19 protein-coding genes, 1 pseudogene and 1 riboswitch are annotated in these 23,596 nt (G+C 51.0%); of the genes and pseudogenes, 16 read left to right on the top strand and 4 right to left on the bottom strand.

Annotated elements, in window-relative coordinates:
* Window positions 1–87 precede the first annotated feature (87 nt).
* The gene (locus BQ2674_RS03795) at window positions 88–1,494 is read left to right on the top strand and encodes an amino acid permease (protein WP_075572519.1); all 1,407 of its coding nucleotides are present in this window, start codon (window positions 88–90) and stop codon (window positions 1,492–1,494) included.
* Between the two features lie 178 nt (window positions 1,495–1,672).
* Here the strand turns inward: BQ2674_RS03795 and BQ2674_RS03790 are convergent, their stop codons facing one another.
* On the bottom strand, window positions 1,673–2,575 hold the full coding sequence (locus BQ2674_RS03790) for a fumarylacetoacetate hydrolase family protein (protein ID WP_075572518.1): 903 nt from the start codon (window positions 2,573–2,575) through the stop codon (window positions 1,673–1,675).
* Window positions 2,576–2,720: 145 nt separating this feature from the next.
* Here BQ2674_RS03790 and BQ2674_RS03785 point away from each other — a divergent pair, with 145 nt between their 5' ends.
* From BQ2674_RS03785 to radC, 4 genes are read left to right on the top strand one after another with little or no spacing between them, the layout of a single operon-like run.
* Window positions 2,721–4,397: a glutamine--tRNA ligase/YqeY domain fusion protein gene (locus tag BQ2674_RS03785; protein WP_075572517.1), complete on the top strand. Its 1,677-nt coding sequence runs from the start codon at window positions 2,721–2,723 to the stop codon at window positions 4,395–4,397.
* Window positions 4,398–4,418: 21 nt separating this feature from the next.
* Window positions 4,419–4,688, top strand: coding sequence for a DUF4321 domain-containing protein (locus BQ2674_RS03780; RefSeq protein WP_075572516.1), 270 nt, complete (start codon window positions 4,419–4,421; stop codon window positions 4,686–4,688).
* Window positions 4,689–4,696: 8 nt separating this feature from the next.
* Window positions 4,697–5,263 carry a Maf family protein gene (locus BQ2674_RS03775; protein ID WP_235828807.1) on the top strand — a complete coding sequence of 189 codons (567 nt, stop codon included), beginning with the start codon at window positions 4,697–4,699 and terminating at the stop codon, window positions 5,261–5,263.
* Window positions 5,260–5,949, top strand: a complete 690-nt coding sequence (radC, locus tag BQ2674_RS03770) for a RadC family protein (RefSeq protein ID WP_075572514.1) — start codon at window positions 5,260–5,262, stop codon at window positions 5,947–5,949. The genes BQ2674_RS03775 and radC overlap by 4 nt, the downstream gene beginning before the upstream one ends.
* 872 nt (window positions 5,950–6,821) lie before the next feature.
* Here the strand turns inward: radC and BQ2674_RS08735 are convergent.
* Window positions 6,822–6,908 (bottom strand): annotated as a pseudogene (locus tag BQ2674_RS08735) (hypothetical protein); the annotation flags it as partial.
* Window positions 6,909–7,206: 298 nt separating this feature from the next.
* Between BQ2674_RS08735 and BQ2674_RS03760 the strand changes: the two are divergent.
* From BQ2674_RS03760 to BQ2674_RS03735, 6 genes are all read left to right on the top strand, one after another.
* Window positions 7,207–8,178 (top strand): glycosyltransferase family 2 protein, encoded by a 972-nt coding sequence (locus BQ2674_RS03760; RefSeq protein WP_075572512.1) that lies wholly within the window; start codon window positions 7,207–7,209, stop codon window positions 8,176–8,178.
* Window positions 8,177–8,305, top strand: a riboswitch (cyclic di-AMP (ydaO/yuaA leader). (Overlaps the previous gene by 2 nt.)
* Window positions 8,304–9,050, top strand: coding sequence for a C40 family peptidase (locus BQ2674_RS03755; protein WP_075572511.1), 747 nt, complete (start codon window positions 8,304–8,306; stop codon window positions 9,048–9,050). (Overlaps the previous riboswitch by 2 nt.)
* Window positions 9,051–9,173: 123 nt before the next feature.
* Window positions 9,174–11,774: an alanine--tRNA ligase gene (gene alaS, locus BQ2674_RS03750; protein WP_187364829.1), complete on the top strand. Its 2,601-nt coding sequence runs from the start codon at window positions 9,174–9,176 to the stop codon at window positions 11,772–11,774.
* Between the two features lie 34 nt (window positions 11,775–11,808).
* A complete protein-coding gene (locus BQ2674_RS03745) occupies window positions 11,809–12,069 on the top strand; it encodes an IreB family regulatory phosphoprotein (protein ID WP_075572509.1) in 261 nt (86 codons plus the stop codon).
* 2 nt (window positions 12,070–12,071) lie between these two features.
* Window positions 12,072–12,497 (top strand): Holliday junction resolvase RuvX, encoded by a 426-nt coding sequence (gene ruvX, locus BQ2674_RS03740; protein ID WP_075572508.1) that lies wholly within the window; start codon window positions 12,072–12,074, stop codon window positions 12,495–12,497.
* Window positions 12,490–12,780 carry a DUF1292 domain-containing protein gene (locus BQ2674_RS03735; RefSeq protein ID WP_075572507.1) on the top strand — a complete coding sequence of 97 codons (291 nt, stop codon included), beginning with the start codon at window positions 12,490–12,492 and terminating at the stop codon, window positions 12,778–12,780. The genes ruvX and BQ2674_RS03735 overlap by 8 nt, the downstream gene beginning before the upstream one ends.
* Window positions 12,781–12,844: 64 nt before the next feature.
* Here BQ2674_RS03735 and BQ2674_RS03730 read toward each other — a convergent pair whose 3' ends face one another.
* A complete protein-coding gene (locus BQ2674_RS03730) occupies window positions 12,845–13,216 on the bottom strand; it encodes a hypothetical protein (protein ID WP_075572506.1) in 372 nt (123 codons plus the stop codon).
* Window positions 13,209–14,120: a LysR substrate-binding domain-containing protein gene (locus BQ2674_RS03725; protein ID WP_075572505.1), complete on the bottom strand. Its 912-nt coding sequence runs from the start codon at window positions 14,118–14,120 to the stop codon at window positions 13,209–13,211. Before BQ2674_RS03725 ends, BQ2674_RS03730 begins: the two co-directional genes overlap by 8 nt.
* Window positions 14,121–14,554: 434 nt before the next feature.
* On the opposite strand from BQ2674_RS03725, the gene nifJ reads away from it, so the two are divergent.
* From nifJ to BQ2674_RS03700, 5 genes are all read left to right on the top strand, one after another.
* On the top strand, window positions 14,555–18,082 hold the full coding sequence (gene nifJ, locus BQ2674_RS03720) for a pyruvate:ferredoxin (flavodoxin) oxidoreductase (protein ID WP_075572504.1): 3,528 nt from the start codon (window positions 14,555–14,557) through the stop codon (window positions 18,080–18,082).
* A gap of 223 nt (window positions 18,083–18,305) precedes the next feature.
* Window positions 18,306–20,285, top strand: a complete 1,980-nt coding sequence (recJ, locus tag BQ2674_RS03715; RefSeq protein ID WP_075572503.1) for a single-stranded-DNA-specific exonuclease RecJ — start codon at window positions 18,306–18,308, stop codon at window positions 20,283–20,285.
* A gap of 12 nt (window positions 20,286–20,297) precedes the next feature.
* Complete coding sequence (locus BQ2674_RS03710; RefSeq protein WP_075572502.1) at window positions 20,298–22,499, top strand: RelA/SpoT family protein; 2,202 nt, start codon at window positions 20,298–20,300, stop codon at window positions 22,497–22,499.
* Window positions 22,499–22,948 carry a D-aminoacyl-tRNA deacylase gene (gene dtd / locus BQ2674_RS03705; protein WP_075572501.1) on the top strand — a complete coding sequence of 150 codons (450 nt, stop codon included), beginning with the start codon at window positions 22,499–22,501 and terminating at the stop codon, window positions 22,946–22,948. The genes BQ2674_RS03710 and dtd overlap by 1 nt, the downstream gene beginning before the upstream one ends.
* 11 nt (window positions 22,949–22,959) lie before the next feature.
* On the top strand, window positions 22,960–23,595 hold the full coding sequence (locus tag BQ2674_RS03700; protein ID WP_075572500.1) for an MBL fold metallo-hydrolase: 636 nt from the start codon (window positions 22,960–22,962) through the stop codon (window positions 23,593–23,595).
* The last annotated feature ends 1 nt before the right edge of the window (window position 23,596 follow it).

The following is a 23,596-nucleotide window of genomic DNA, read 5'->3' as shown; positions in this document are numbered from 1 at the left end:
CGAAATTTTACTGAGAAATCGCAATATCTTTGCGTTCCGGGAGGAGAATTTCGTCATCCGATACGAAATAATAAAGGAGTGATTCTTGTGGATATTCTGCGACGGAAGCCGTATGAAGATCTCATGCGTAATGCACAGGATAAAAAATTGGACAGAGCTCTCGGGGCTTTTGATATTACGTTAATGGGTCTGGGTATTATCATCGGTACGGGCATATTCGTACTCACCGGTATCGGCGCGGCAAAGTATGCCGGTCCCGGTCTGATGTTATCCTTTGTTCTGGCGGCCGTTACGTGTGCTTTCGTATGTATGGCTTATTCCGAATTGGCCACGTTCCTGCCCGTTTCAGGCAGTTCTTATACGTACGCATACGCGTCTCTCGGTGAATTTTTCGGCTGGTGGGTAGGCTGGAGCCTTATTTTGGAATACTCCGTCGGCGCCAGTGCCGTTGCCGGCGGCTGGTCGGCGTACTTCGTCGGCCTCCTTCATTCATGCGGCATTGATTTGCCGAAGGCTTTGACGGCCGTGCCGGCCGACGGCGGTATCATCAATTTGCCTGCCTTTATCATAGTGCTTCTTGCGACACTTTGTCTTATTATCGGTGTTCGCGAAGGAGCCAGGGTCAATAAGATACTCGTCGTTGTAAAAATTGTCACGATTTTTGTCTTCCTCTTCTTCGCCGGCCCTCACATTGAACCGTCGAACTGGGAACCTTTCCTTCCCTTCGGCTGGGAAGGCGTGACGGCAGGGACGGCGGTACTCTTCTTTGCATACCTCGGCTTTGACGCTTTATCGACGGCTGCGGAAGAAACGAAGAATCCTACCCGTGATATGCCTATCGGCATTATTTCGGCGTTAACGATTTGTACGATTTTGTATATTGCCGTTTGTGCCACCATGACGGGGGTAGTTCCTTATGAAGAACTCAATACGGCAGCGCCCGCCTCGTATGTTCTCGAATACATAGGCATGCGTGCCGGTTCGGCCTTGGTCGGTACAGGCGCTCTCTGCGGTTTATCCACGGTTGTCCTGAATATGCTTTTTGCACAGAGCCGTGCCCTCTATTCCATGAGCCGCGACGGCCTTCTGCCGCAGGGACTGTACAAGGTTCACGAAAAGTATAAAACGCCGTACCGCGTACAAATTATTGTCGGCATTATCGTTGCTTTCGTTTCGGGCTTTACGCCTATCCAGGTCGTTGCGGAAGCATGCAGCGCCGGCACGATTTTTGCCTTCCTCTGCTCGTGCGTAGGCATTCTCGTATTACGTAAACTCTACCCGAATATTAAGCGCGGTTTCCGTTGCCCTGCAGTATATCTTATTGCACCGCTGGGCTTCGTCTTCTGTGCTTTTGTATTCGCTCATTTATCGCCACATACATTGGAGCTCTTTGTAGGCTGGTCCGTTTTGGGCGCCGTCCTTTACGGCGTCTACGGCTATCGTCACAGTTTGCTGCAAAAGGGCGTTCAAGTTCAGGAAGAAACACAGGAATAAAAGTTCTAACCTTTAATAACTGTTACGAAAATCGGGCAAGCGGCCTAATACCGTTGCCCGATTTTTATGTATGATTATCACCTGTCAGTACGTTCGACATAATGAGCATACGTGTGACAGAACTTTTCGTTCATTTTGATATAGTTGGAAGAAAGCCGTCTGCTATGCAGGCAGATGGCTATTTTACCGTATTGGTTAAGGTACCGATGTGGGAAATCGTGATTTCCACAACATCTCCTTTTTTCAGAAATTTCGGCGGATTAAAGCCGACGCCTACGCCTGCCGGTGTTCCCGTGGCGATAATATCGCCGCAAAGGAGAGTAGTTCCTTTGGAGAGCTCCGCAATAAGGCGGGGAATGGAGAAGATAAACTCTCCTGTCGAACCGTCCTGTCGCACTTCGCCGTTTATCTTGGTCACCACGTCGAATGAGGGAGGAGCGGCATCACGCAGGAGGATGGACGGACCGATAGGGCAGAACGTGTCGAGGCTTTTGCCGTGGAACCATTGTACATGGTTGCGCTGTAAGTCGCGGGCCGTTACGTCGTTAAGAATCGTATAGCCGTAGACATAGTCCATGGCTTCGCTTTCCGGAATATCCGCACCCGTCTTGCCGAGAATGACCGCCAGCTCACCTTCGTAATCAAGCTGTGCCGTTACATCCGGATGACTGTCGATCATATCATTCGGGCCGATGACGGAGGTTGCGGCCTTGGTAAAGAAAATAGGGTACTGCGGCAAGTCCGGTGTCGTGACTTTGTCAAATTCCACAATGTGGTCGCCGTAATTTTTGCCGACGCAGAATATATTGCGGCTCATACCGCGCAGCGGCGTAAGAATGTGCAGCGTATCCAAGGGGCGGGCCGCGACGGCGCCGGTCTTTTCATTTTGTTCCAAGCTGTCCGCCAAGGCTAAAAGCCCTTCGCTTCCTTGGGCAATAAATTCGACGAGCTTTTCCGGCAGGGGTGTAAAGAACGCTTCTTCCAGGGCAATGGCGCCGTATACGCTCTTGCCGTCTTCGGAAATGACGCCCCACTGCTCAAAGCCCGCATCTTCAAAGGTAATAAGCTTTTTTATTTCCATGTATATTCACTCCCGAAATGTATGATGTCTAAATTATATCATAGAAATGGCGGGTCAAGGTTATAAATTGTTGTATTACTGGTAGGTGGCGGGCGTTTATGTTACAATTTAAGCAATATTTGATGAGAGGGAGTTTGCCTACATTATGGATCAGGAAAATACGAGAAATTTTATTGAAACCATTATTGATAAGGATAATGAAGCCGGGACCTACGGTAACCGCGTTCATACACGTTTTCCGCCCGAGCCGAACGGTTATCTGCACTTGGGGCATGCCAAGTCCATTTGTTTGAACTTCGGCATCGGCAAAAAATACAAGGGCCTCACAAACCTGCGTTTTGACGACACGAACCCGTCCAGGGAAGACGTGGAATACGTGGAGTCCATTAAGCGTGACGTCGCCTGGCTCGGATTTTCCTGGGAAGAACGCCTCTATTTCGCTTCCGACTACTTCGACATTTTTTATGAACACGCTTTGAAACTCATCCGCAAGGGGCTGGCCTATGTGGATGATTTGACGGGTGACGAAATTCGTGAATACAGAGGCACTTTCAATGAACCCGGTAAAGAAAGTCCCTATCGCAATCGATCCGTAGAAGAAAATTTGAATCTCTTTGAAGAAATGAAGGACGGCAAATATGCAGACGGCAAAAAAGTGCTGCGCGCAAAAATCGACATGGCCAGTCCGAATATCAATATGCGTGACCCCGTTTTATATCGCATCGTACACGCATCCCATCACCGTACGGGTGACAAGTGGTGCATTTATCCGGTCTATGACTATGCTCATCCGTTGGAAGACGCAATCGAACGGATTACGCACTCCATCTGCACACTGGAGTTTGAAGATCACCGGCCTCTGTACAATTGGGTCGTTGCCGAATGGGAGGATCCGGAAGGACAGAAGCCGCAGCAGATCGAGTTTGCCCGTCTCAACGTGGCCCACATGGTCATGAGCAAGCGGAAGTTACGGCTTCTCGTGGAAAAGGGACTGGTCAGCGGTTGGGACGATCCGCGCATGCCCACTATTGCAGGTATACGGCGCCGCGGTTATACGCCTGAAGCGATTCGCGATTTTTGTGAGCGCATCGGCGTAGCCAAGGCGGACAGCACGGTGGAACCGGCCTTCCTGGAAGCGTGCATTCGCGAAGATTTGAAATTAAAAGCGCCGCGCTACATGACCGTCATCGATCCGATTAAGGTCGTTTTGACGAACTATCCGGCCGACAGGACGGAAGTTCTTCAGGCTGACAATAATCAGGAAAACGAAGCTATGGGCAGGCGCGGCATGACCTTCAGCAATGAATTGTACATCGAACGGGGAGACTTTATGGAAGAACCGGTGAAGAAGTTCTTCCGCCTTGCGCCGGGCAAGGAAGTACGCCTGAAGTACGCGTATATCATTAAGTGTGATGAAGTGATAAAAGACGAAAACGGCGAAATTAAAGAACTTCACTGCTCCTGTGACTTGGAAAGCAAGAGCGGCAGCGGCGTCAATGCGGACCGCAAAGTAAAGGGGACTCTTCACTGGGTAAACGCGAAGGATGCCGTCAATATGGAATGCCGCCTCTATGATTCGCTCCTGCGCATGGACAGTGAAGGAGATGACGGCGACTTCCTCAGTCAAATAAATCCGGACAGCCTAATCGTGACCGAAGGTAAGGGCGAAGCGGGTTTGGCAGCTTTTAAGGCAGGCGACCGATTCCAGTTTCTCCGCCGGGGCTACTTTATTATCGACGAAGATTCGACGGCGGATGTACTCGTCGTAAACCGTATCGTCGGTCTGCGCGATACGTGGGCGAAGCTGCAGAAAAAGAGTTGACGTTATACAGGGGGACGAAGTATGAAAGCGGTAGGAAGCAAAGGCGTTTTATTTCTCGTTTTACTGCTTGTCGCCGGCGGTATTTTAGGCGGCATTGTCGGTGACGCCTTGTCCGGCTTAAATATAGGCAGTATTATGCCGACGCTCATTAAACACTACGAAATTTTTAATATTCAGAATGTACAATTAAACTTATACGTGATGCAACTGAGTTTCGGTATTCATTTTGCCCCGAATCTTCTCAGTATTATCGGTATCTTGATTGCCTTATTCATTTATAGACGCCTATAGGAGGTCTCATGTCTATGCTTATTCTGGCATCAAGCTCGCCGCGCCGCAGGGAACTCCTGCAGCAAATAGGCGCGGACTTTACTGTATGCCCCGGAACGTATGACGAAGATGTGCCGGGACGTGATAATCCCGAGAAGTTTGTACATACACAGGCAGTCGGCAAGGCTGCCTCCGTTGCCGCCCTGTATCCTCATGCGTGGGTGGTCGGTGCCGATACGATTGTGGCGGCGAACGGGAAGATTTTAGGAAAGCCGGGCAGCGAGGCCGAAGCGGTACAAATGTTGCGGAATCTTTCCGGCAAGGGTCATGACGTATATACGGGTATTGCTCTGCAGTGTGGCGAAAGCGTATACAGCCATGTAGAGAAGACGAGCGTCTTTTTCCGCCCCCTTGAGGAAGCGGAAATTGCGGCTTACGTGGCGACCGGTGAACCCATGGATAAGGCGGGCTCTTACGGCATCCAAGGCAGGGGTGCCGTTTTCGTCGAGAAAATTGTCGGCGATTACACAAATGTCGTAGGTCTTCCCTTGTGTGCCCTTTGCATGCTCATGCATAAAGCGGGTATACGCCTATGACGACAATCGTAAAAGAAATGTCGACGTGCGAAAAGCCGCGGGAAAAATTCCTGCACGTCGGTCCGCAGGCCGTGACGGATCAGGATTTACTGGCCATTTTATTGCGTACGGGCACGAAGGGCGCGTCCGCCTTGGACGTGTCGCGCCGCATCTTACAGTCCCTGCCGGAAGAAAATGTTTACTACCTCGGTGAGACGGACATCGCCGGTCTTTGCGCCCACCGCGGTATCGGTCGGGATAAAGCCGTCACTATTTGTGCGGCCGTTGAGCTGGGACGACGCATAGCGCGGCAGCGCGTCAAAAAGAATGCGCCCGATTTCAGCAGGCCCGAAACGATTGCGGCCTATGTCATGGAAGACATGCGCTGTCTTAAGCAGGAGCGTTTTTCGGCCATTTACCTGTCGTCCAAAAACAAGCTTATTGCCGTTCGGGAACTGACGGTCGGTACGATTAATGCCAGTCTTGCCAAGGCACGCGAAGTCTTTCGCTACGCTCTGCAATATAATGCGGCGGCTATCGTTCTGGCGCACAATCATCCGTCAGGTGATCCGGAACCGTCGCGCGACGATATTGCCGTAACCCGCTACATCGCCGAGGCCGGGCGCATTATGGAAATACCCGTCCTCGACCATATCATCATCGGCGACGGCATTTACGTCAGTCTCTGCGAAAGAGGGCTTATATAGTTTAATACGGGAAAAACTCTCTGTGTTTGCGATTATGCAGGCGCAGAGAGTTTTTTTAGCTGTAAGTAAGTTCTAGGTAAACCGGAAGTTAGTCTTATTGCGGCTGTTACCGGAAGTAAGCGTGGGAAATGAGCTGAAAAATGGCATACGCACGTGAGAAATTTCCGTTTTTGGGCATAGCAGACAGACCGTAAGCAGGAATTTCTTACGGTAAGTTCCGATTACTATGATGTTTGTATGAGAAGGAACTGCTTGTCTGCTATGGAGAAAGATGAGTCGCCTCTTCCCCATACAGAAACGAAAACATCTCATACGGGGGCCTTTCCGTGAAGCGATTTGCGGGTAGTTGAGTTGATATGGGAAACGATTTCATTTACCGCATCTTGCGTAAACGAACGAAGTTCCTTTCGGGCAGATATTTCTAATGCATACATCTTCTCGACATGCGTTTTTTCATCAGGGCGCCCGGGGTGGCAGAAAAATACGTGCGATTCTTGTTGCCGGTCCGGTCCTTGTTACGGGACGTGAACGTAAGAAAACTCACTGCCGTTATCGGTCAGAAGGACCGGGACATAGTGTCCAAACGTAGTGCCCGAACGCAGCAGTCAGTTTTTCAACGTAAGAATGGCAGTAGAAACGGAAGTTGCCGATTTATCTGGTAATATAATTGCCTATCATGAAATTATAGCGCGTAAAGGTTAGGGTAAGCAGTGCTTTGCCGCCGATTCGACCGATGACCGTATCCATACATGATGGGACAGCTGATGTGTCTGCACAATGAATTTGGTACAGATGTTGCCTTTTTTCCAAGCCTTGTGTAACAAGTGCAGCCATTTCATAGAACGATTCTTTGGTGAGAGGGAAACAGTGGATGGATCTTTGTGGAGTTTGGCAGCAATGTGAGCAAAACAAAGACCTTCTTGCAAGAATTGCTCAATGGTGGTTTGATCCGCTAAGGTTAAATGCGCATAGTTTCAAGTCGTGTTGGTATGCATAAAATCATCCTTCCGACAAGCCCCCTTCTCAGGGGAACTTCCGGTATACAGACTTCTTAGAATAACTTCCTGTAGGCGGATTTTTCCGGATGTTATTTTGCGAATTTACTGATTGACGGGATTCCGGTTGGTCAGATTGACCGTAATTGGCGTGTTTTCACGCAAAGTGGTATAATAATAAAACCGTTTGGCGCAATATGACGTGCCGATTGGGCATGCACCTTGTTTTGACAGTGATTTTATGTGAATGGTATAATTAAAAATGACCTTTTTAGAAAATCAGGCGAAAAAGACGGTCTCTATCGTTGCACCCGTGTATAACGAGCATTTGAATATTGAAAAGTTTTATGAAGAAGTGACGACGGCCATGGCGGATCTCGACTATGATTATGAAATCATTTTTGTCGATGACGGATCGCGAGATGCCACGCCTCTCGTTCTCAGCAGGTTGACACAGCGCGACGAGCGTGTCCGCGCCCTCATTTTCGCGAGGAACTTCGGCCATCAGTCGGCCCTTACGTGCGGTATGGACCACGCCGCAGGCGATGCCGTTATTACGATGGACGGTGACCTGCAGCATCCGCCGGAAATGATTCCCGATCTTCTGCAGCGGTGGCGCGAAGGCTATGACGTCGTGCAGACCATTCGGCTGGCGACGGATGATGCGGGGGTTTTTAAACGGCTTACGTCAAAATTGTATTATACTGTTTTGAACGTCATCTCACCTGTCCATATCAGGCCGGGCGGCTCCGATTTTCGCCTTCTTGACAAGCGCGTCCTCAAGACGTTCAAGCTCTTTCGCGAACATGACCGGTTTATTCGCGGTCTTATCGCCGATATAGGCTACAGGCAGACGACCGTCGAATTCGTAGCGCCCAAGCGTTATGCGGGGGAATCGAAGTTTTCCCTGCACAAGATGCTGAGTTTTGCCTTGGACGGCATTATGGCCTATTCCAAAGTGCCCTTGCGCATATCCTTTTATACGGGTTTACTGAGCGGACTCCTCAGTATTCTCATGATTGTTCACGTTCTGTATTGTGATTTGACCGGCCGCACTACGCCGGGCTGGACGACAACAATGATTGTCGTTTGCCTTGTCGGCGGCCTGCAGCTTACATTTCTCGGTATTATCGGAGAATATATAGGCAGAATATTTGAAGAAGTAAAGGGACGGCCCTTATATTGGATAAAGGCCGAACTGGGACATCATCGTGACGACGATGCTCCATGGTAAAGATGTAGTGCCGAATCCTGTCTGACAGGTACGGGGGAACCATGTTTTTGGGGTGAAGCCGCTCCGCGGCGGGCTGCCTTCAAGCCTAACCCGTCAGTTAACCTCGGAGGCGGAGAGGAGTTTTTATGTGGAGAGCGATTTCTAAAACCGTTATTGCATGCGCCGTTGCCGCACTTGCGGTTTTACCCGTCGGTGCCTATTCCGTCGGTTCGCAGGGAGCGGACGTGCTGTTGATTCAAAAGCAGCTCGTCAAGCGGGGCTATAAAATTTCCGCCGACGGCATTTACGGCAGCGAGACAAGCCGCGCCGTCGGACGTTTTCAGGCCGACAAGGGCCTTGATATCAGCGGTAACGTTGATGCGAAGACCTATAAACTTTTGACCGGAAAGACTATGCCGAAAGCGGAGAAAAAGGCGGTTTCCGGCGGAAAAAACAAGAAAAAAGCCGTTACTATCCAGGATTACGGCAAAGGCAAGGCCGGCAAAGACGATATCAAGCACAACGTCTTCGGTAATAAGGTCGTTTCGCAGGCTTATCAGTACCTTGGCGTTCCCTATGTATTCGGCGGCAACACGCCGAGCGGTTTTGACTGCTCGGGTTTTACCAGGTACGTCTTCGCCCACAGCGGCGTTACTTTGCCGCGCATGGCCGACGAGCAGTACCGTCTGGGAGCGTCCGTCTCCAAGCGGGATCTCATTCCCGGCGATCTGGTCTTTTTTACGACCTATGAATCGGGCATATCGCATACGGGGATTTATGTCGGCAATAACCAGTTCATCAGTGCCACGTCGAGCAGCGGCATTCACGTGGACAGCCTGAACAGCGAATATTGGCGTTCCCGCTACGTCGGTGCCAAACGGATTAAGAAATAGAAATTGCCGTATATAAATATAGCGTTCATGTGCCGTACCGAGGGAGTACGGGGCACGAAAAAAATAACGACTCCGGGGAATGGCAGTCGAACTATGAGGAGTGTTACCACGATTATGAAGTACATGACGGGCAATGAAATTCGCAAGGCGTTTCTGGATTTTTTTGAAAGCAAGAAACATTTAAAGCTGCACAGTTTTTCTCTCGTGCCGGAAGACGATCCGAGCCTTTTGCTTATCGGTGCCGGTATGGCGCCGCTCAAGCCCTATTTTACGGGTAAACTCGTCCCTCCTTCGTATCGTGTAACGACCAGCCAGAAGTGTATTCGCACGGGCGACCTGGACAATGTAGGCCGTACGGCGCGGCATCATACATTCTTCGAAATGCTCGGCAATTTTTCCTTCGGTGATTATTTCAAAAAGGATGCCATCGCATGGGCTTGGGAGTTTTTGACGGAAGTTTTGGAACTTGATGCGGACAAGCTGTACGTCACCGTTTATCCGGATGACGAAGAAGCCTACGATCTGTGGCACAATATGATCGGTCTTGCAGACGAACGGATATTTAAACTGGAAGACAACTTTTGGGAAATCGGTGAAGGGCCTTGCGGTCCGGACTCGGAAATCTTTTACGACCTCGGTCCCGAACGGGGATGTGGGCAACCTACCTGTACGGTCGGCTGTGACTGCGATCGGTACTTGGAAATTTGGAACCTCGTCTTTACGCAGTTCGATCGTACGAAGGACGGCAAATACGAACCGCTCGAAAAGAAGAATATTGATACGGGAGCCGGATTGGAACGGTTGGCTTCGGTTATTCAGCAAAAAGATTCGAACTTTGAAACGGACTTGCTCTTTCCGCTCATGGAAAGAGTAATCGATATATGTCACGGTAACTATGCGGATCCGCAGCAAAAGATCGCCATGAAGGTCATTGGCGACCACATTCGCGCCGTGACCATGATGATCGGCGACGGTATTTTGCCCGGTAACGAAGGCCGGGGCTACGTGCTGCGCCGTATTTTGCGCCGTGCCGTCCGCTTCGGCCGAGTCCTCGGTATAGAAAAAGCGTTTCTCGCCGATCTTGTCGACATCGTTGTCGACATGTACAAGGAAGCGTATCCCGAGCTTCTGGAACGCAAAGAACTGATCAAGACCGTCATCGACACGGAAGAGGCTCAATTCGGTGCAACCCTGGCGCAGGGATTGGAACTTTTAAATGAAATGATAGCGGCAGTCGGTGACAAGAAGATCCTGGAAGGCAGGCAGGTCTTCCGCCTTTACGATACCTTCGGGTTCCCCTTGGAACTGACCGAAGAAATTGCCCGGGAGCACGGCCTTGCACTCGATCAGGCCGGCTTCGACGAAGCGATGAAAGCCCAGCAGGAACGGGCGCGTACGGCGCGGGCAAAAGTATCCGCCACCGTTGCCGTTCCCGATACGACGGGCCTTGACCGGTCTCACGTTGTCATTGACGAGAGCGCGGCGGCAGGGAAGATTGTCATCCTCGGCAACGACGGTGTCGCCGTGAATGAAGCGGAAAAAGACGAAGCCGTAACGATTATTTTCGACAAAACGCCCTTCCACGCCGAAGGCGGCGGTCAAGTGGGCGATACGGGCTTCGTGATGAGCGCAAACGGTACGGCCGAGGTAACCGACACGAAATGCCTTCCCAACGGCCTCAGTTACGTCATTGCCATCGTCACGAAAGGCAGTCTCAAGAAGGGTGACGACGTCACTTTTTCGGTTGACAAGGTGCGCAACCTCGCCATTGCCCGCAACCATACGGCAACGCATCTTTTGCAGGCGGCCCTGCGCAAGGTTCTGGGCAGTCACGTCAATCAGGCCGGCTCTTTAGTGGCCCCGGACAGGCTGCGCTTTGACTTTACTCACTTCTCGCCGCTTACGGCTGATGAAATTGCCGCTGTTGAACGGGAAGTGAATACACAGATTTGGAAGAATATTTCTCTTGAAATTGAAGAGATGCCTATAGATGAAGCGAAAAAGAAGGGTGCCATGGCCCTCTTCGGCGAAAAGTACGGCCATATCGTTCGCGTTGTTACGGTTCCCGGCTTCAGCTGCGAGCTCTGCGGCGGCTCACACGTGACGAACACGTCCGTCATCGGATTCTTTCGTATTGTCGGCGAATCGGGTACGGGTACGGGGATTCGCCGTATTGAAGCAGTAACGGGACAGGCCGCTTACGAAACGGCTGCACATGACTCGCTCCTTTTGGCACGGACGGCAGCCCTCTTAAAGACAAAGGAAGAGGAAATACCTGCCAAAGTCGAACAGGTTTTGGCCGGCTTTAAGGAGAGTGAACGGGAACTGCAGCAGCTGCAGCGCAAACTTGCGACCTCTTCACTCGACAAAATCTTGGCGGCCGAAACGGATGTAGGCGGCGTGTCCGTCGTGGCGGCAGCTGTACAGGCCGAATCCATGGAAGGCCTGCGTGACATGGCTGACATGGTCCTCAATAAACTCGGCACCGGCATCGTCCTTTTGGGTGCCGTGCAGGGAGATAAAGTGAACTTTGTCTGTAAAGTGGCGAAGGACACCGTACAGAAGGGCTTTCATGCAGGTCGGATCGTCAAAGCCGCAGCCGTAACGGTAGGCGGCGGCGGCGGCGGTCGTCCCGATATGGCCCAGGCGGGCGGTAAGGAGCCGCAAAAATTGGATGCCGCTTTGGCAGCAGGCAAGAAAGCAGTTGAAGAAATAATCTCGTAAATGTCCGCACGGGCAATAAGGGAGTGTGAGTATAGTGGCAGTAAATGATGAAACCATGATTGTCAAGAAGCGGGATGACGATCAAACCGTGGCTTCCATGATTTTGGAAGATGTATACCACGCATTGAAAGAAAAGGGATACAATCCGATCAGCCAGATAGCCGGATATCTTCTTTCCGGTGATCCCACGTATATTACAAGCCACAATAATGCGCGCGGCAATATTCGCCGAATCGAACGGGACGAATTGGTGGAGGAACTGCTCAGTTCATATGTAAAACAGCGGGATTTATAAGTATGCGTGTACTGGGATTGGACGTGGGCTCCAAAACAATCGGCGTCGCCTGCAGCGACGCCCTTCTCTTGACGGCACAGGCCGTCAGGACGGTCAAGCGAAGGACCTTGAAGGATGATGTGGCCGAACTGGCCGCCATCTGCAAAGAGCGAGAGGTACACCGTGTCGTCGTGGGAAAACCGCTTCACATGAACGGTGACAGAAGCACCAATATGGACGGTATTGAAGAACTCGTGGCAGCCTTGCAAAAAAAATTGCCCGAGACGGAGATGGTCTATCGCGATGAACGGTTGACTACGGTTATGGCACAGCGGCAACTGACGGCTGCCGGCGTGCGCGGAGAAAAGCGCAAAGCTATGGTCGACACCATTGCGGCCGTGTTTATATTACAAAATTATTTAGACGCCCAAGGAGGATCTCATGGCTGATGAAGAAATGTTGGAAGAAGTAAGTATAATTACGATTACCGGCGAAGACGGAACGGAGGAATACTATCTCGAAGACGGAGAAATTGAATTTGACGGTAAGAGGTTTGCATTTCTCACACAGGTCACGGAAACGGGTGAAGAAATGGAAGATGGCGAAGCTATCATAGCCCGTGTTGAAACGGAAGACGGAGAACTCGTTTTTCTCGCGCCGACAGATGAAGAATTTGACGGCGTCCTTAAAGAGTATGAACAACTCCTGGCCGAAGAAGTCGAGGAAGAGTAAGTCGAGAAAAGACAGGAAACCCCGGAGCGAATTGCTCCGGGGTTTTGTAATTTCTACACCGTCTTTAGCGTGCATCCTGCGGCGGATTAGCCGATGCCGCCTCGTCCAGCTTCCACGAGTTTTCGAGAACTCTGAAATTTAATGCCGACCATTGTCGTTGTATAGACGTAATGGTTTCATTCAGACTGTACAACAGGTGATTATGCTTGTCATAATCCTGCTCGGTTTGTGCAATCCGCGTTTCTTGTGTCTCAACCTTTGCCGTCAATGCGGCTATTTGTATTTGCAGGAAAATAATATATGCCGTTTCTATACAGATGAGAAGAACCGCGGCAAAGGCCATCCGACGTAAGCGGACAAGAGAAATTTCCTCGCCCTCGAGAAAGGCCTTTATGAAGTTGCGCAGAGTCTGCAGGTTTTTACTTATACTATACATTAGAGGAAATACGTGTTCTGCTCCTTACGAAGTCAAGCCACAACTGAGCTGCGTGAGACAGATAATGACCCCGCTTCCAAATAACGTAGAGGACATGGAGAATTTTCGGCTCTACCAAAGGGCGGACGATAACGGATTCGTATACGCGCGGCGACGTTTCTTTAGTCGGGCAGAGGCGGCTCGGCAAAAGGGCGATGCCCAAATTGGCGACGACCGTCTGAATCATTAAATCACGCTGGCTCGTTTCAAATACTATTTTCGGCTGAAAACCGATTTTTTTACAATTCGTAATGATTTCGTCGTGTAAGTTGAAGTCGTCGCGGTAGAGAACGAGCGATTCGTTGGCAAGCTTTTTCAGGGGAATCGTCGCTTCCTTGCTGAGCGGGTTGTCCCGGTGGATGATGACATTCATCGGATCCTGATCCAGGAAGAACGAATCAAAGTCTTTTTCCTTCGGCTGTGTGCAAATAATGCCCAAGTCGATCAGTCCTTCCTGAACGCTGAGGCCGACTTTTTTGGAACCGTGTTCGTAAAGATCCAATTCAATCTGAGGATACTCCTGCTTGAATGCGCCTAATAAATTTGCAAAGACGGGTGCGCCCGTAATAGGAGGTAAACCGATGAGAACCGTGCCCTGTTCCAGTTTAAATTCATTCTCAAAATCTGTTTTCAAATGTTCAAACATAAAGACCACGCGTTTCGCGTGTGTCAGGAAGATGGCACCTGCGTCCGTGAGTTCTACAGCCTTTGCGTTGCGCATGAAGAGAACGACGCCCAGCTCTTCTTCCAGGGCTTTAATAGTACGGCTGATGGCAGATTGAGAGATGTGTAATGTCCGGGCAGCCTTGCTGAATGATTTTTTATCGGCGACTTCTGTAAAATATTTTAAGTGGTGAAAATCCATCTCAATACCTCCTGGAATATAGTGCACTGAATAGGTATATGTTTACAAATTTGCACATTTTAATAGTGAAAACAGCATGCCCGGACTATTGAATTTCAAATTTGCAAAGAATATAATGAACGTGAAAAAGTTAGAAAAGCCGTTCATGTGCTGGTCGGAAATCGCATGAGAAGTTGTCATACCGAATCACGCCCGTATAGTACTTTATTGTTTAAGTATAATACAAGGATTCCTAGATGACAATATTTTTTTGGCGGATTTCTGCACCTTCTCGCGCTATATACCCAAAAGGTATGGTCGAGACGTGTATGTATAAAATATGTAAACTATGGTGTATATATGAGTGGACTGGACTAGCTTGTTTTTAACTTTCAAAGTTCAATATATTTTTATTGATGTATTGTTGTTATTAACAAAAGGAGCGTGTTTCAGTAATGAGTAAATTCAAAACCATGGATGGGAATGAGGCTGCCGGCTGGGTGTCCTACGCCTTCACCGAAGTTGCCGCCATTTACCCGATCACTCCGTCTTCACCGATGGCGGAACACGTTGACGACTGGTCCGCAGCGGGCCTCAAGAACTTGTTCGGCAACACCGTCAAGGTCGTTGAAATGCAGTCCGAAGCGGGCGCCGCAGGTGCATACCACGGTTCTCTCCAGGCGGGGGCGCTGACGACGACCTATACGGCGTCTCAGGGCTTCCTTCTCATGATTCCGACGATGTATAAGGTTGCCGGCGAATTGCTGCCCGGTGTATTTCACGTAGCCGCTCGTGCCTTGGCAAACCATGCGCTCAGCATCTTCGGCGACCATCAGGACGTTATGTCCGCTCGTGCTACAGGCTGCTGTCTTTTGGCGGAATCGAATGTACAGGAAGTTATGGATATTGCCGGTGTCGCCCACTTGGCAGCGTTGAAAGGATCTTTGCCGTTCATTAACTTCTTCGACGGATTCCGCACGTCTCACGAAATTCAAAAAGTTGAAGTCATGGAGTTTGAGAAATTCCGTGACCTCCTCGATTGGGATGCACTTAAGAGATTCCGCCAGCATGCTCTCAACCCGGATGTGCCGGAAATCCGCGGTACTGCCGAAAATCCGGATATTTACTTCCAGCACTGCGAAGCAAACAATAAATACTATGACGCCATGCCTGATATCGTAGCCGATTACATGGCCAAGATTTCCGAAATCACGGGCCGTGATTATAAACTCTTTAATTACTACGGCGCAGCCGATGCGGAATACGTCGTCGTAGCTATGGGTTCCCTGTCGGACGTTGTAAAGCAGGCCGTTAAATATTTGAACGGCAAGGGCGAAAAAGTCGGCCTTATTAATGTTCACCTTTATCGTCCTTTCTCCGCAAAACATCTGCAGGCCGTATTGCCGAAGTCGGTTAAGAAAATTGCCGTTATCGACCGTACGAAAGAACCGGGTGCTATGGGCGAACCGCTCTACCTCGACGTTGTCAACTTTGCCAAGGAAGTCGGCCTTGATGCGGACATCATCGGCGGCCGCGCAGGTCTCGGCTCGAAGGACGTTTTGCCGGAAGACATCCTGCCCGTATTCGACGAACTCAAGAAAGAGCACCCCATGAACGGCTTTACCCTCGGTATTGTCGACGACGTTACCAATTTGTCCCTGCCGCGTGCGGATAAGATGCCTATCGACACGACCGGTCTTACGGCGTGCAAGTTCTGGGGCTTCGGTTCCGACGGTACTGTCGGTGCCAACAAGTCGGCCATCAAGATCATCGGTGACCATACGGACATGTATGCGCAGGCTTACTTTGCATATGATTCCAAGAAATCCGGCGGCGTAACGATTTCGCATTTGCGTTTCGGCACACAGCCTATCGACATGCCGTACCTCATTGACGCTGCAGATTACATTGCCTGTCACAGACAGTCTTACGTAAGACGCTTCGACCTGCTCCGCGGCATTAAGGACGGCGGCACGTTTATGCTGAACTGTACCTGGTCCGATGAAGAACTGGATTACGAATTGCCGGCACGTATCAAGCGGGCCATCGCTAAGCATCACGTTAAATTCTACACCTTGAACGGTGACGCTATCGGCCAGAAACTCGGCCTCGGCACGCGTATCAATATGGTTATGCAGGCGGCGTTCTTTGCGCTTGCCAAGGTTATCCCCCTGGATGACGCCGTTAAATATTTGAAAGACTCCATCGTCAAGAGCTACGGTAAGAAGGGGCAGAAGGTTGTCGATATGAACTGGGCTGCCGTTGATGCCGGCGTAGGTGAATTCCATGAAGTCAAGTATCCCGCATCGTGGGCCGACGCGGTGGATGAAGTTGCGGCAGGCCGTCCGGCGACGGAATACTTTGAAAAGGTAGCAACACCTGTTCTCGGTCAAATAGGCGACGATTTGAAGGTATCGGACTTCACCGGCCGCGAAGACGGCACTATGCCGTCAGGTACGGCTAAGTTCGAAAAAGCCGGCCCGGCTCTCTATGTTCCTTCGTGGGACAGTGAAAAATGTATCGGCTGCGTACAATGCTCCTTCGTCTGCCCGCATGCAACGATTCGCCCCGTCCTCACGACGGAAGAAGAACGGGCTGCAGCTCCTGCAGGCTTCAAGACGGCTCCTAAGGCCAAATCCGGTAAAGAATACGGTTATACTATTGTAGTTGACCAGCTCGACTGCCTCGAATGCGGCAGTTGTGCCAACGTTTGCCCGACAAAGGCACTCACGATGGTACCGAATACGGACGAAGAACGGGAGAAGATGGATCTCTGGTACTACGGTATCGAAAAAGTGGCTCCCAAACAGAATCCGCAGAACAAGAAGACCGTTATCGGCTCTCAGTTTGAAACACCTCTCTTTGAATTCTCCGGCGCCTGCGCGGGCTGCGGTGAAACACCGTATGTTAAGCTTGCAACACAGCTCTTCGGCGACCGCATGATGATTGCCAACGCAACGGGCTGCTCATCCATTTACGGCGGTTCCGCTCCGGTTGCTCCGTACACGATGAACGAAAAGGGTCACGGCCCGGCCTGGGCAAACAGCCTCTTCGAAGATGCCGCTGAATACGGTTTCGGTATGTTCACGGGCGTCGACAAGATCCGTAAGGACTTGGCACTCAAGGTGGAAGCGGCCAAGGCTGTTGCGTCGCCTGAATTGCAGGAAGCTCTCAGTGATTGGCTCGCCAATATAAATGAAGGCGAAGGCACGCGTGAACGGGCTGATAAGGTTACGGCTCTCCTCGAAAAAGAAGCGGCAGGCAAGCCTGTTCTCGAAGAGTTCCTTGAAAACAAGCAATATCTCGTTAAGCGTTCGCACTGGATCTTCGGCGGCGACGGCTGGGCGTATGATATCGGCTTCGGCGGCGTAGACCATGTACTCGCGCAGGATCAGGATATTAACATCCTCATTCTTGATACGGAAGTATATTCCAACACGGGCGGTCAGTCTTCCAAGGCAACGCCGACGGCAGCAATCGCACAGTTCGCCGCATCCGGTAAACGTACGAAGAAGAAAGACCTCGGCATGATGGCTATTTCCTACGGCTATGTATATGTAGCACAGGTTGCTATGGGTTCCGATAAGAATCAGCTCATGAAGGCCATGACCGAAGCGGAAGCCTACCACGGCCCGTCTGTAGTCATTGCCTACTGCCCGTGCATCAACCACGGTATTCGCAAGGGCATGGGCAAGAGCCAGGAAGAAGAAAAGCTTGCCGTTGCATGCGGTTACTGGGACCTCTACCGTTATAACCCGGAACTCAAGGAACAGGGTAAGAATCCGTTCAAGCTTGATTCCAAGATGCCGGATTACACGAAGTTCCAGGAATTCCTTGAAGGCGAAGTACGGTATGCATCCCTGGCAAAGGGATTCCCCGAATTGGCGCAGTCTCTCTACGACAAGACTGTTGCCGATGCAAAAGCGCGGCGTGAATCGTATGTCCGTTTGGAAAGCGGCTTCGAAGCTCAGCTCGCTCAGTAAAATCGCATAGATTATTTGCAGAAATGCCTCTCCGCACGGAGGGGCATTTTTGCATTGGAGACCATATATAATAAAAACATAATTCTGACAGCTTTGGGTGTATAAATGATATAGCTTATTTTGGCCATTCGCAAAATTAACTCTTTATTTGAGAATGAAAATGTGATAGAATGAAAAGGCCTAATTGATAGAAATTATTTATTTTGCAGGGTAACCACGGATAATGAAGAAACGTTGGCTCTTTAAGGAGCCGTCAATCGAAAGGGCAGAGACCCTTTCTCGGCAGCTTAATATATCGCCCGTCCTCGCCGCCGTTATGATAAACCGCGGCATTGCGGATGCGGAAGCGGGCGCTCATTTTCTCCGGGACGATATGGACAGTCTGGCCGATGCGCTCCTCTTAAAAGGAGCGGAGAAGGCCGCAGAGCGTATTGAGACTGCTTTGGCCGGCAAGGAAAGTATCGTCGTCTATGGTGACTATGACGTGGACGGCATTACCTCGACGTCTCTCGTTTATGAGGTTCTGGTCCGTATGGGCGGCGATCCGGCTTTTTATATTCCCGAACGCCAATCTGAAGGGTACGGCTTGAACCGGGAGGCTCTGGAGGAATTGGCCGAGCGCGGCACGGATCTCATCATCACTGTAGACTGCGGCATTTCGTCGTATGATTTGGTAGAAGAATTTAAAGATAAGGTCTGTATTGTCATTACGGATCACCACGAGCCGCCGGAAAAGATTCCCGATGCTTTTGCCGTCGTCAATCCGAAACAGCCCGGCTGCCCCTATCCGTATAAGGATTTGGCCGGTGTCGGTGTGGCTTATGCACTCTGCCGCGTTTTGTGGCGGCGCCGTTTTCATGAATCCCTGCAGGAGTATACGGAGCTTGTCGCCTTGGGCACGATAGCTGATCTCGTGCCGCTCATGGGGGAGAACCGTATTCTTACGGCTCACGGGTTGGCACGTATGGCTGTCGGTCACAATGCGGGTATAAGCGCCCTGGCGGAAGCCGCGTCCATTGACATTGATCATGTCAACGCCGGCAACGTTGCCTTTTCCCTGGCACCGCGCCTGAATGCTGCCGGCCGTATCAGTCATGCCGAAAAAAGCGTTTTTCTCCTTCTTGAAAAAGACGGAGAGAAGGCGCGGAAGACGGCAGTCGACTTAAATGAATTGAACAGAGAACGGCAGGATATAGAGAGGAGTATAACCCGCGCAGCCATCGACGAAATTAAGGCCGGCGGTTGCGAGCGGGACAATGTCCTCGTAGCCGCCGGCGACGGTTGGCACAGCGGTGTTATCGGTATTGCCGCGTCTCGCCTTGTCGAAAAATATTATAAACCGGCTCTCGTCATTGCCGTCGCCGACGGCGTCGGCAAGGGATCATGCCGCAGCATTGCAGGATTTCACATGTATGAGGCCCTGTCATATTGCAGCGATTTACTCATTCAGTATGGCGGTCATGCCATGGCTGCAGGCTTTTCCGTAGCCGCCGGGAATATTGACGCCCTGCGGCAGCGCCTTAAGGAGTTTGCCGCTCAAACGCTTACACCTGAGGATTACGTGCCTACCCTTGCCGTCGACGCCGCTCTCACAGGTGCGGATATTACACTTGACGGTATACGTGAATTAAGCCGTCTTGAACCCTACGGCATGGGCAACGGCCGCCCCGTTTTCGTTCTGACCGGTGCAACGGTGGACTCACTGAAAGAAATCGGCCGCGACAAGACGCATCTGCGCCTGGCCGCAAAGGCTGCCGACGGCAGTGAAGTGAGTGCTGTCGGCTGGTCCATGGCGGAACTTACAGAAGAATTTCTTCCCGGTGATGAAGTTGACCTGGCTTTTCAGCTCGATATCAATTCGTTCCGCGGCAACGAATCGGCCCGGCTCGTCTTAAAGGATGCGCGCCTCACGACGGCAGCTCCCGTTTGCCTGAACAGAGATTTTATGGTGGCCGTCTACAAGGCCCTCAGGGCGTATATGGAAGGGAAGCCCAAAGCGGCTTATGACGTGCGGGAGTACCTTTGCGGCGCTTTGCCGCAAAAAGAAAGACATACTCTGTTGGCGGCCCTGCAGGTTTGCAGGGAACTGGGAATCCTTACAAGCCGTACCGCCGAAGATGACATATATTATGAAATGCCTGTACAGGCGGTGAAACTTTCCCTGAGCGATTCGGCCACGTATGTCGCCTGCGGCGGGAAATAGGAGGAATTTGCCATGACCTTTACGGAGCCGGGCGAAGCGTTCGGGCATTTAGTGAAAACAATAAAAGAATATTGGCCCCAAGCGGACTGTGAAAGCGTGCGCAAGGCCTATGAACTGGCCGGCGAGGCACATAAGGATCAAAAACGTGTCAGCGGCGATCCCTATATCCTCCATCCCTTGGCGGTTGCTCAAATTCTGGCGGATATGGGCATTGATACGACGACCGTTACGGCGTCGCTGCTGCACGATGTCGTCGAGGATACGGATTATACGCTTGAAGATATAGAAGAAATTTTCGGTAAAGAAGTGGCCTTTCTGGTCGACGGCGTTACCAAATTGAACCGCCTCGATTACAGGACGAAAGAAGACCAGCAGGTCGACAGTATGCGCAAGATGTTTCTCGCCATGGCCAAGGACGTGCGTGTCGTCGTCATTAAGCTTGCCGACAGACTGCATAACATGCGCACCTTGAAGTACATGAACGGCGAAAAACAGAAGCGCATTTCCCGGGAAACATTGGAAATATTCGCACCACTTGCGCACCGTCTCGGTATTTTCAATATCAAATGGGAATTGGAAGATCTGTCTTTCCGCTATATGGAGCCGGACAAGTACTACGACCTCGTAGATCAGATGAAGGAAAAGCGCAAGGTGCGCGAAGAAATCGTCAACGAAGCTATTGACGTCTTGAAAAAAACGTTATCCGAAACGGGCATTTCCTTTGAAATCAACGGCAGGCCCAAACATTTTTACAGCATTTACAAAAAAATGAAGAAAGATAACCGCGATCTCAGCCAGGTCTACGATCTGTATGCCATTCGCGTTATTGTCGACACCGTTCAGGACTGTTACGGCGTTCTCGGCATCGTGCACAGCCTGTGGAAGCCCCTGCCTTACCGGTTCAAGGACTATATTGCCATGCCCAAGTCCAACAACTACCAATCTCTGCATACGACGGTTATCGGCACGCGCGGACAGCCCGTGGAAATACAGATACGTACGTGGGAAATGCACCACATTGCCGAATACGGCGTTGCCGCCCACTGGCGCTATAAGGAAGGAAACGCGAACGCTCCCAAATCGTCGTTTGACGAAAAAATGGGCTGGCTCCGCAACCTTCTCGAATGGCAGGACACGAGCAACCCTCAGGAATTTGTAAATGCCTTGAAACTGGATGCTTTCTCGGATGAAGTTTTCGTCTTTACACCTCGCGGCGACGTTATCGACTTGCCGCAGGGGGCTATTCCCATCGACTTTGCTTACCGCATTCATACGGACGTGGGCCATCGCTGCGTCGGTGCCAAGGTAAACAGTAAAATCGTACCTCTTGATTATGAGCTTAAGAACGGCGATATTGTTGAAATTATTACGTCCAAGACAGGCAGGCCCAGTCTGGATTGGCTGAAAATTGTAGGCAGTTCCGAGAGCCGCTCGAAGATCCGCAGTTGGTTCAAAAAAGAAAATAGAAGCGAGAATATCGAAAAAGGATTGGAAGCACTTGAGCGGGAATGCAAGCGACTCGGTCACGATTGGAAGGAAGTGAGCCGCTCCGGACGTATCGCCAAGGTGGCCAAGCAGATGAACGCCGGTTCCGAAGACGATCTCCTCGCCGCTGTCGGGTACGGCGGCTTTGCCGTCAACACGGTCCTCATTAAGCTCCTCGAACTGCAGCGCCGTCAAGAACACAAAGACGAGCCTGCAAACGAGCTGAAATTTGTTGAAAAACTGCGCGCCCGCAAAAGCGGCACGAGCCGCAACAACTCGGGCATTCTCGTCAAAGGCGAGCCGGGAATTCTCGTGCGCCTCGCCAAATGCTGCAGTCCCGTTCCGGGTGATCCCATTGTAGGCTTTATTACGCGTGGCCGCGGTGTTTCCGTTCATCGTGCCGATTGCCCCAATATCAAGCTTGACGGTGAAGATATGGAACGCCTCATTGACGTCGAATGGGATTATGTGAGCAATGATGCTTTTGAAGTGAATATGGAAATCGTCGCCTATGATCGGACGGGCATTATGGCGGAAATCATGGCAGTCCTGGCGGAAATGAAAATTTCCATTCTGTCCGTTAACGCAAAGATTAATGAAAACAAGAACGCCACTATTCACATGGGTATCAACATAAAAGATCTGGCTCAATTTGAATTTATTGCTACGAAATTACGCCGCCTAAAAGACGTTTATAAGGTGCAGCGATACACGGGAGGACAGACATAATGCGGGCAGTTATACAACGGACTTTGCGTTCGGCAGTTACGTCCGAAGGGCATGAATGCGGCCGTGCCGGTCACGGCCTGACGGTTCTTCTCGGTGTCGGCTCGGATGACACGAAAGACGACGTCGTTTATATGGCTGACAAAATCATGAACTTGCGCATCTTTGAAGACGATGTGGGCAAGATGAATCGCTCCCTGCTCGACATGGGCGGCGATATGCTCGTCGTTTCCCAGTTCACCCTCTACGGCGATGCCCGCCGGGGCAGACGGCCGGGCTTTACGGGGGCGGCACCGCCGGAAATGGCGGTGCGCCTCTACGACGACTTCGTTGCCGCTGTCAGGGCTCAGGGCATCTCCGTCGGTACGGGCGTATTTCGCACGGAAATGGTCGTCTCCTTGGACAACCACGGCCCTGTTACTATTTTATTGGACAGTAAGAAAGTATTTTAGGAGGTTACCTGATGGCTGTGCAATATAAAACCCTCGTTTTGGGCGATTTAATGACAAACTGCTACATTGTCTACGATGACGCCACCATGGATGCCATGGTTATCGACCCGGCATGGGATTATAAGCAAATCGACAAGACGATCACCGACCTGGGAGTTACACTGCGCTTTGTTTTCTTGACACATGGCCATGCGGACCACATCGGCGCCTTGCAGGAAGTGCGGAATTATAAAAAAGTGCCCGTCTACATCGGCAAGGGCGACGTGGACTTTATCTCCAATTCGCACTATAATTTATCCGCTTTTTTAGGTAAGGAAATCATTTGCGATTCACCGGAGCATATTGTTGCCGAAGGCGATAAAATTACCCTCGGCACGCTGACCTTTACGGTTCTCGAAACGCCGGGACACACTCCGGGCGGCGTGTCTCTTTACGGCGAAGGCCTTGTTTTTTCGGGAGATACGCTCTTTCAGTACTCCGTCGGCAGGACGGATTTTTACGGCGGCAATATGCAGACGCTCATTAACAGCATTAAGGCGAAGCTCCTGCCTTTGCCGGACGACACGAGCGTCCTGCCCGGTCACGGGCCGGCAACGCAAATCGGTAAAGAACGGATGAACAACCCGTTTCTTGATGGAGGGTGGTAAC

The organism is Megasphaera coli (genome assembly GCF_900095855.1).
Classification (GTDB): domain Bacteria; phylum Bacillota; class Negativicutes; order Veillonellales; family Megasphaeraceae; genus Megasphaera; species Megasphaera massiliensis_A.
The sequence above is the reverse complement of the archived record's forward strand: the minus strand, read 5'-3'. Positions and strand labels throughout refer to the sequence as shown.

Coding starts and splice junctions, on each gene's coding strand:
- BQ2674_RS03785 (WP_075572517.1), top strand. CDS start 2,721: ATGGATCAGGAAAATACGAGAAATTTTATTGAAACCATTATTGATAAG.
- BQ2674_RS03790 (WP_075572518.1), bottom strand. CDS start 2,575: ATGGAAATAAAAAAGCTTATTACCTTTGAAGATGCGGGCTTTGAGCAG.
- BQ2674_RS03710 (WP_075572502.1), top strand. CDS start 20,298: ATGACCTTTACGGAGCCGGGCGAAGCGTTCGGGCATTTAGTGAAAACA.
- BQ2674_RS03755 (WP_075572511.1), top strand. CDS start 8,304: ATGTGGAGAGCGATTTCTAAAACCGTTATTGCATGCGCCGTTGCCGCA.
- ruvX (WP_075572508.1), top strand. CDS start 12,072: ATGCGTGTACTGGGATTGGACGTGGGCTCCAAAACAATCGGCGTCGCC.
- BQ2674_RS03725 (WP_075572505.1), bottom strand. CDS start 14,120: ATGGATTTTCACCACTTAAAATATTTTACAGAAGTCGCCGATAAAAAA.
- recJ (WP_075572503.1), top strand. CDS start 18,306: ATGAAGAAACGTTGGCTCTTTAAGGAGCCGTCAATCGAAAGGGCAGAG.
- nifJ (WP_075572504.1), top strand. CDS start 14,555: ATGAGTAAATTCAAAACCATGGATGGGAATGAGGCTGCCGGCTGGGTG.
- alaS (WP_187364829.1), top strand. CDS start 9,174: ATGACGGGCAATGAAATTCGCAAGGCGTTTCTGGATTTTTTTGAAAGC.
- BQ2674_RS03780 (WP_075572516.1), top strand. CDS start 4,419: ATGAAAGCGGTAGGAAGCAAAGGCGTTTTATTTCTCGTTTTACTGCTT.
- dtd (WP_075572501.1), top strand. CDS start 22,499: ATGCGGGCAGTTATACAACGGACTTTGCGTTCGGCAGTTACGTCCGAA.
- BQ2674_RS03760 (WP_075572512.1), top strand. CDS start 7,207: ATGACCTTTTTAGAAAATCAGGCGAAAAAGACGGTCTCTATCGTTGCA.
- BQ2674_RS03735 (WP_075572507.1), top strand. CDS start 12,490: ATGGCTGATGAAGAAATGTTGGAAGAAGTAAGTATAATTACGATTACC.
- BQ2674_RS03730 (WP_075572506.1), bottom strand. CDS start 13,216: ATGTATAGTATAAGTAAAAACCTGCAGACTCTGCGCAACTTCATAAAG.
- BQ2674_RS03775 (WP_235828807.1), top strand. CDS start 4,697: ATGTCTATGCTTATTCTGGCATCAAGCTCGCCGCGCCGCAGGGAACTC.
- radC (WP_075572514.1), top strand. CDS start 5,260: ATGACGACAATCGTAAAAGAAATGTCGACGTGCGAAAAGCCGCGGGAA.
- BQ2674_RS03700 (WP_075572500.1), top strand. CDS start 22,960: ATGGCTGTGCAATATAAAACCCTCGTTTTGGGCGATTTAATGACAAAC.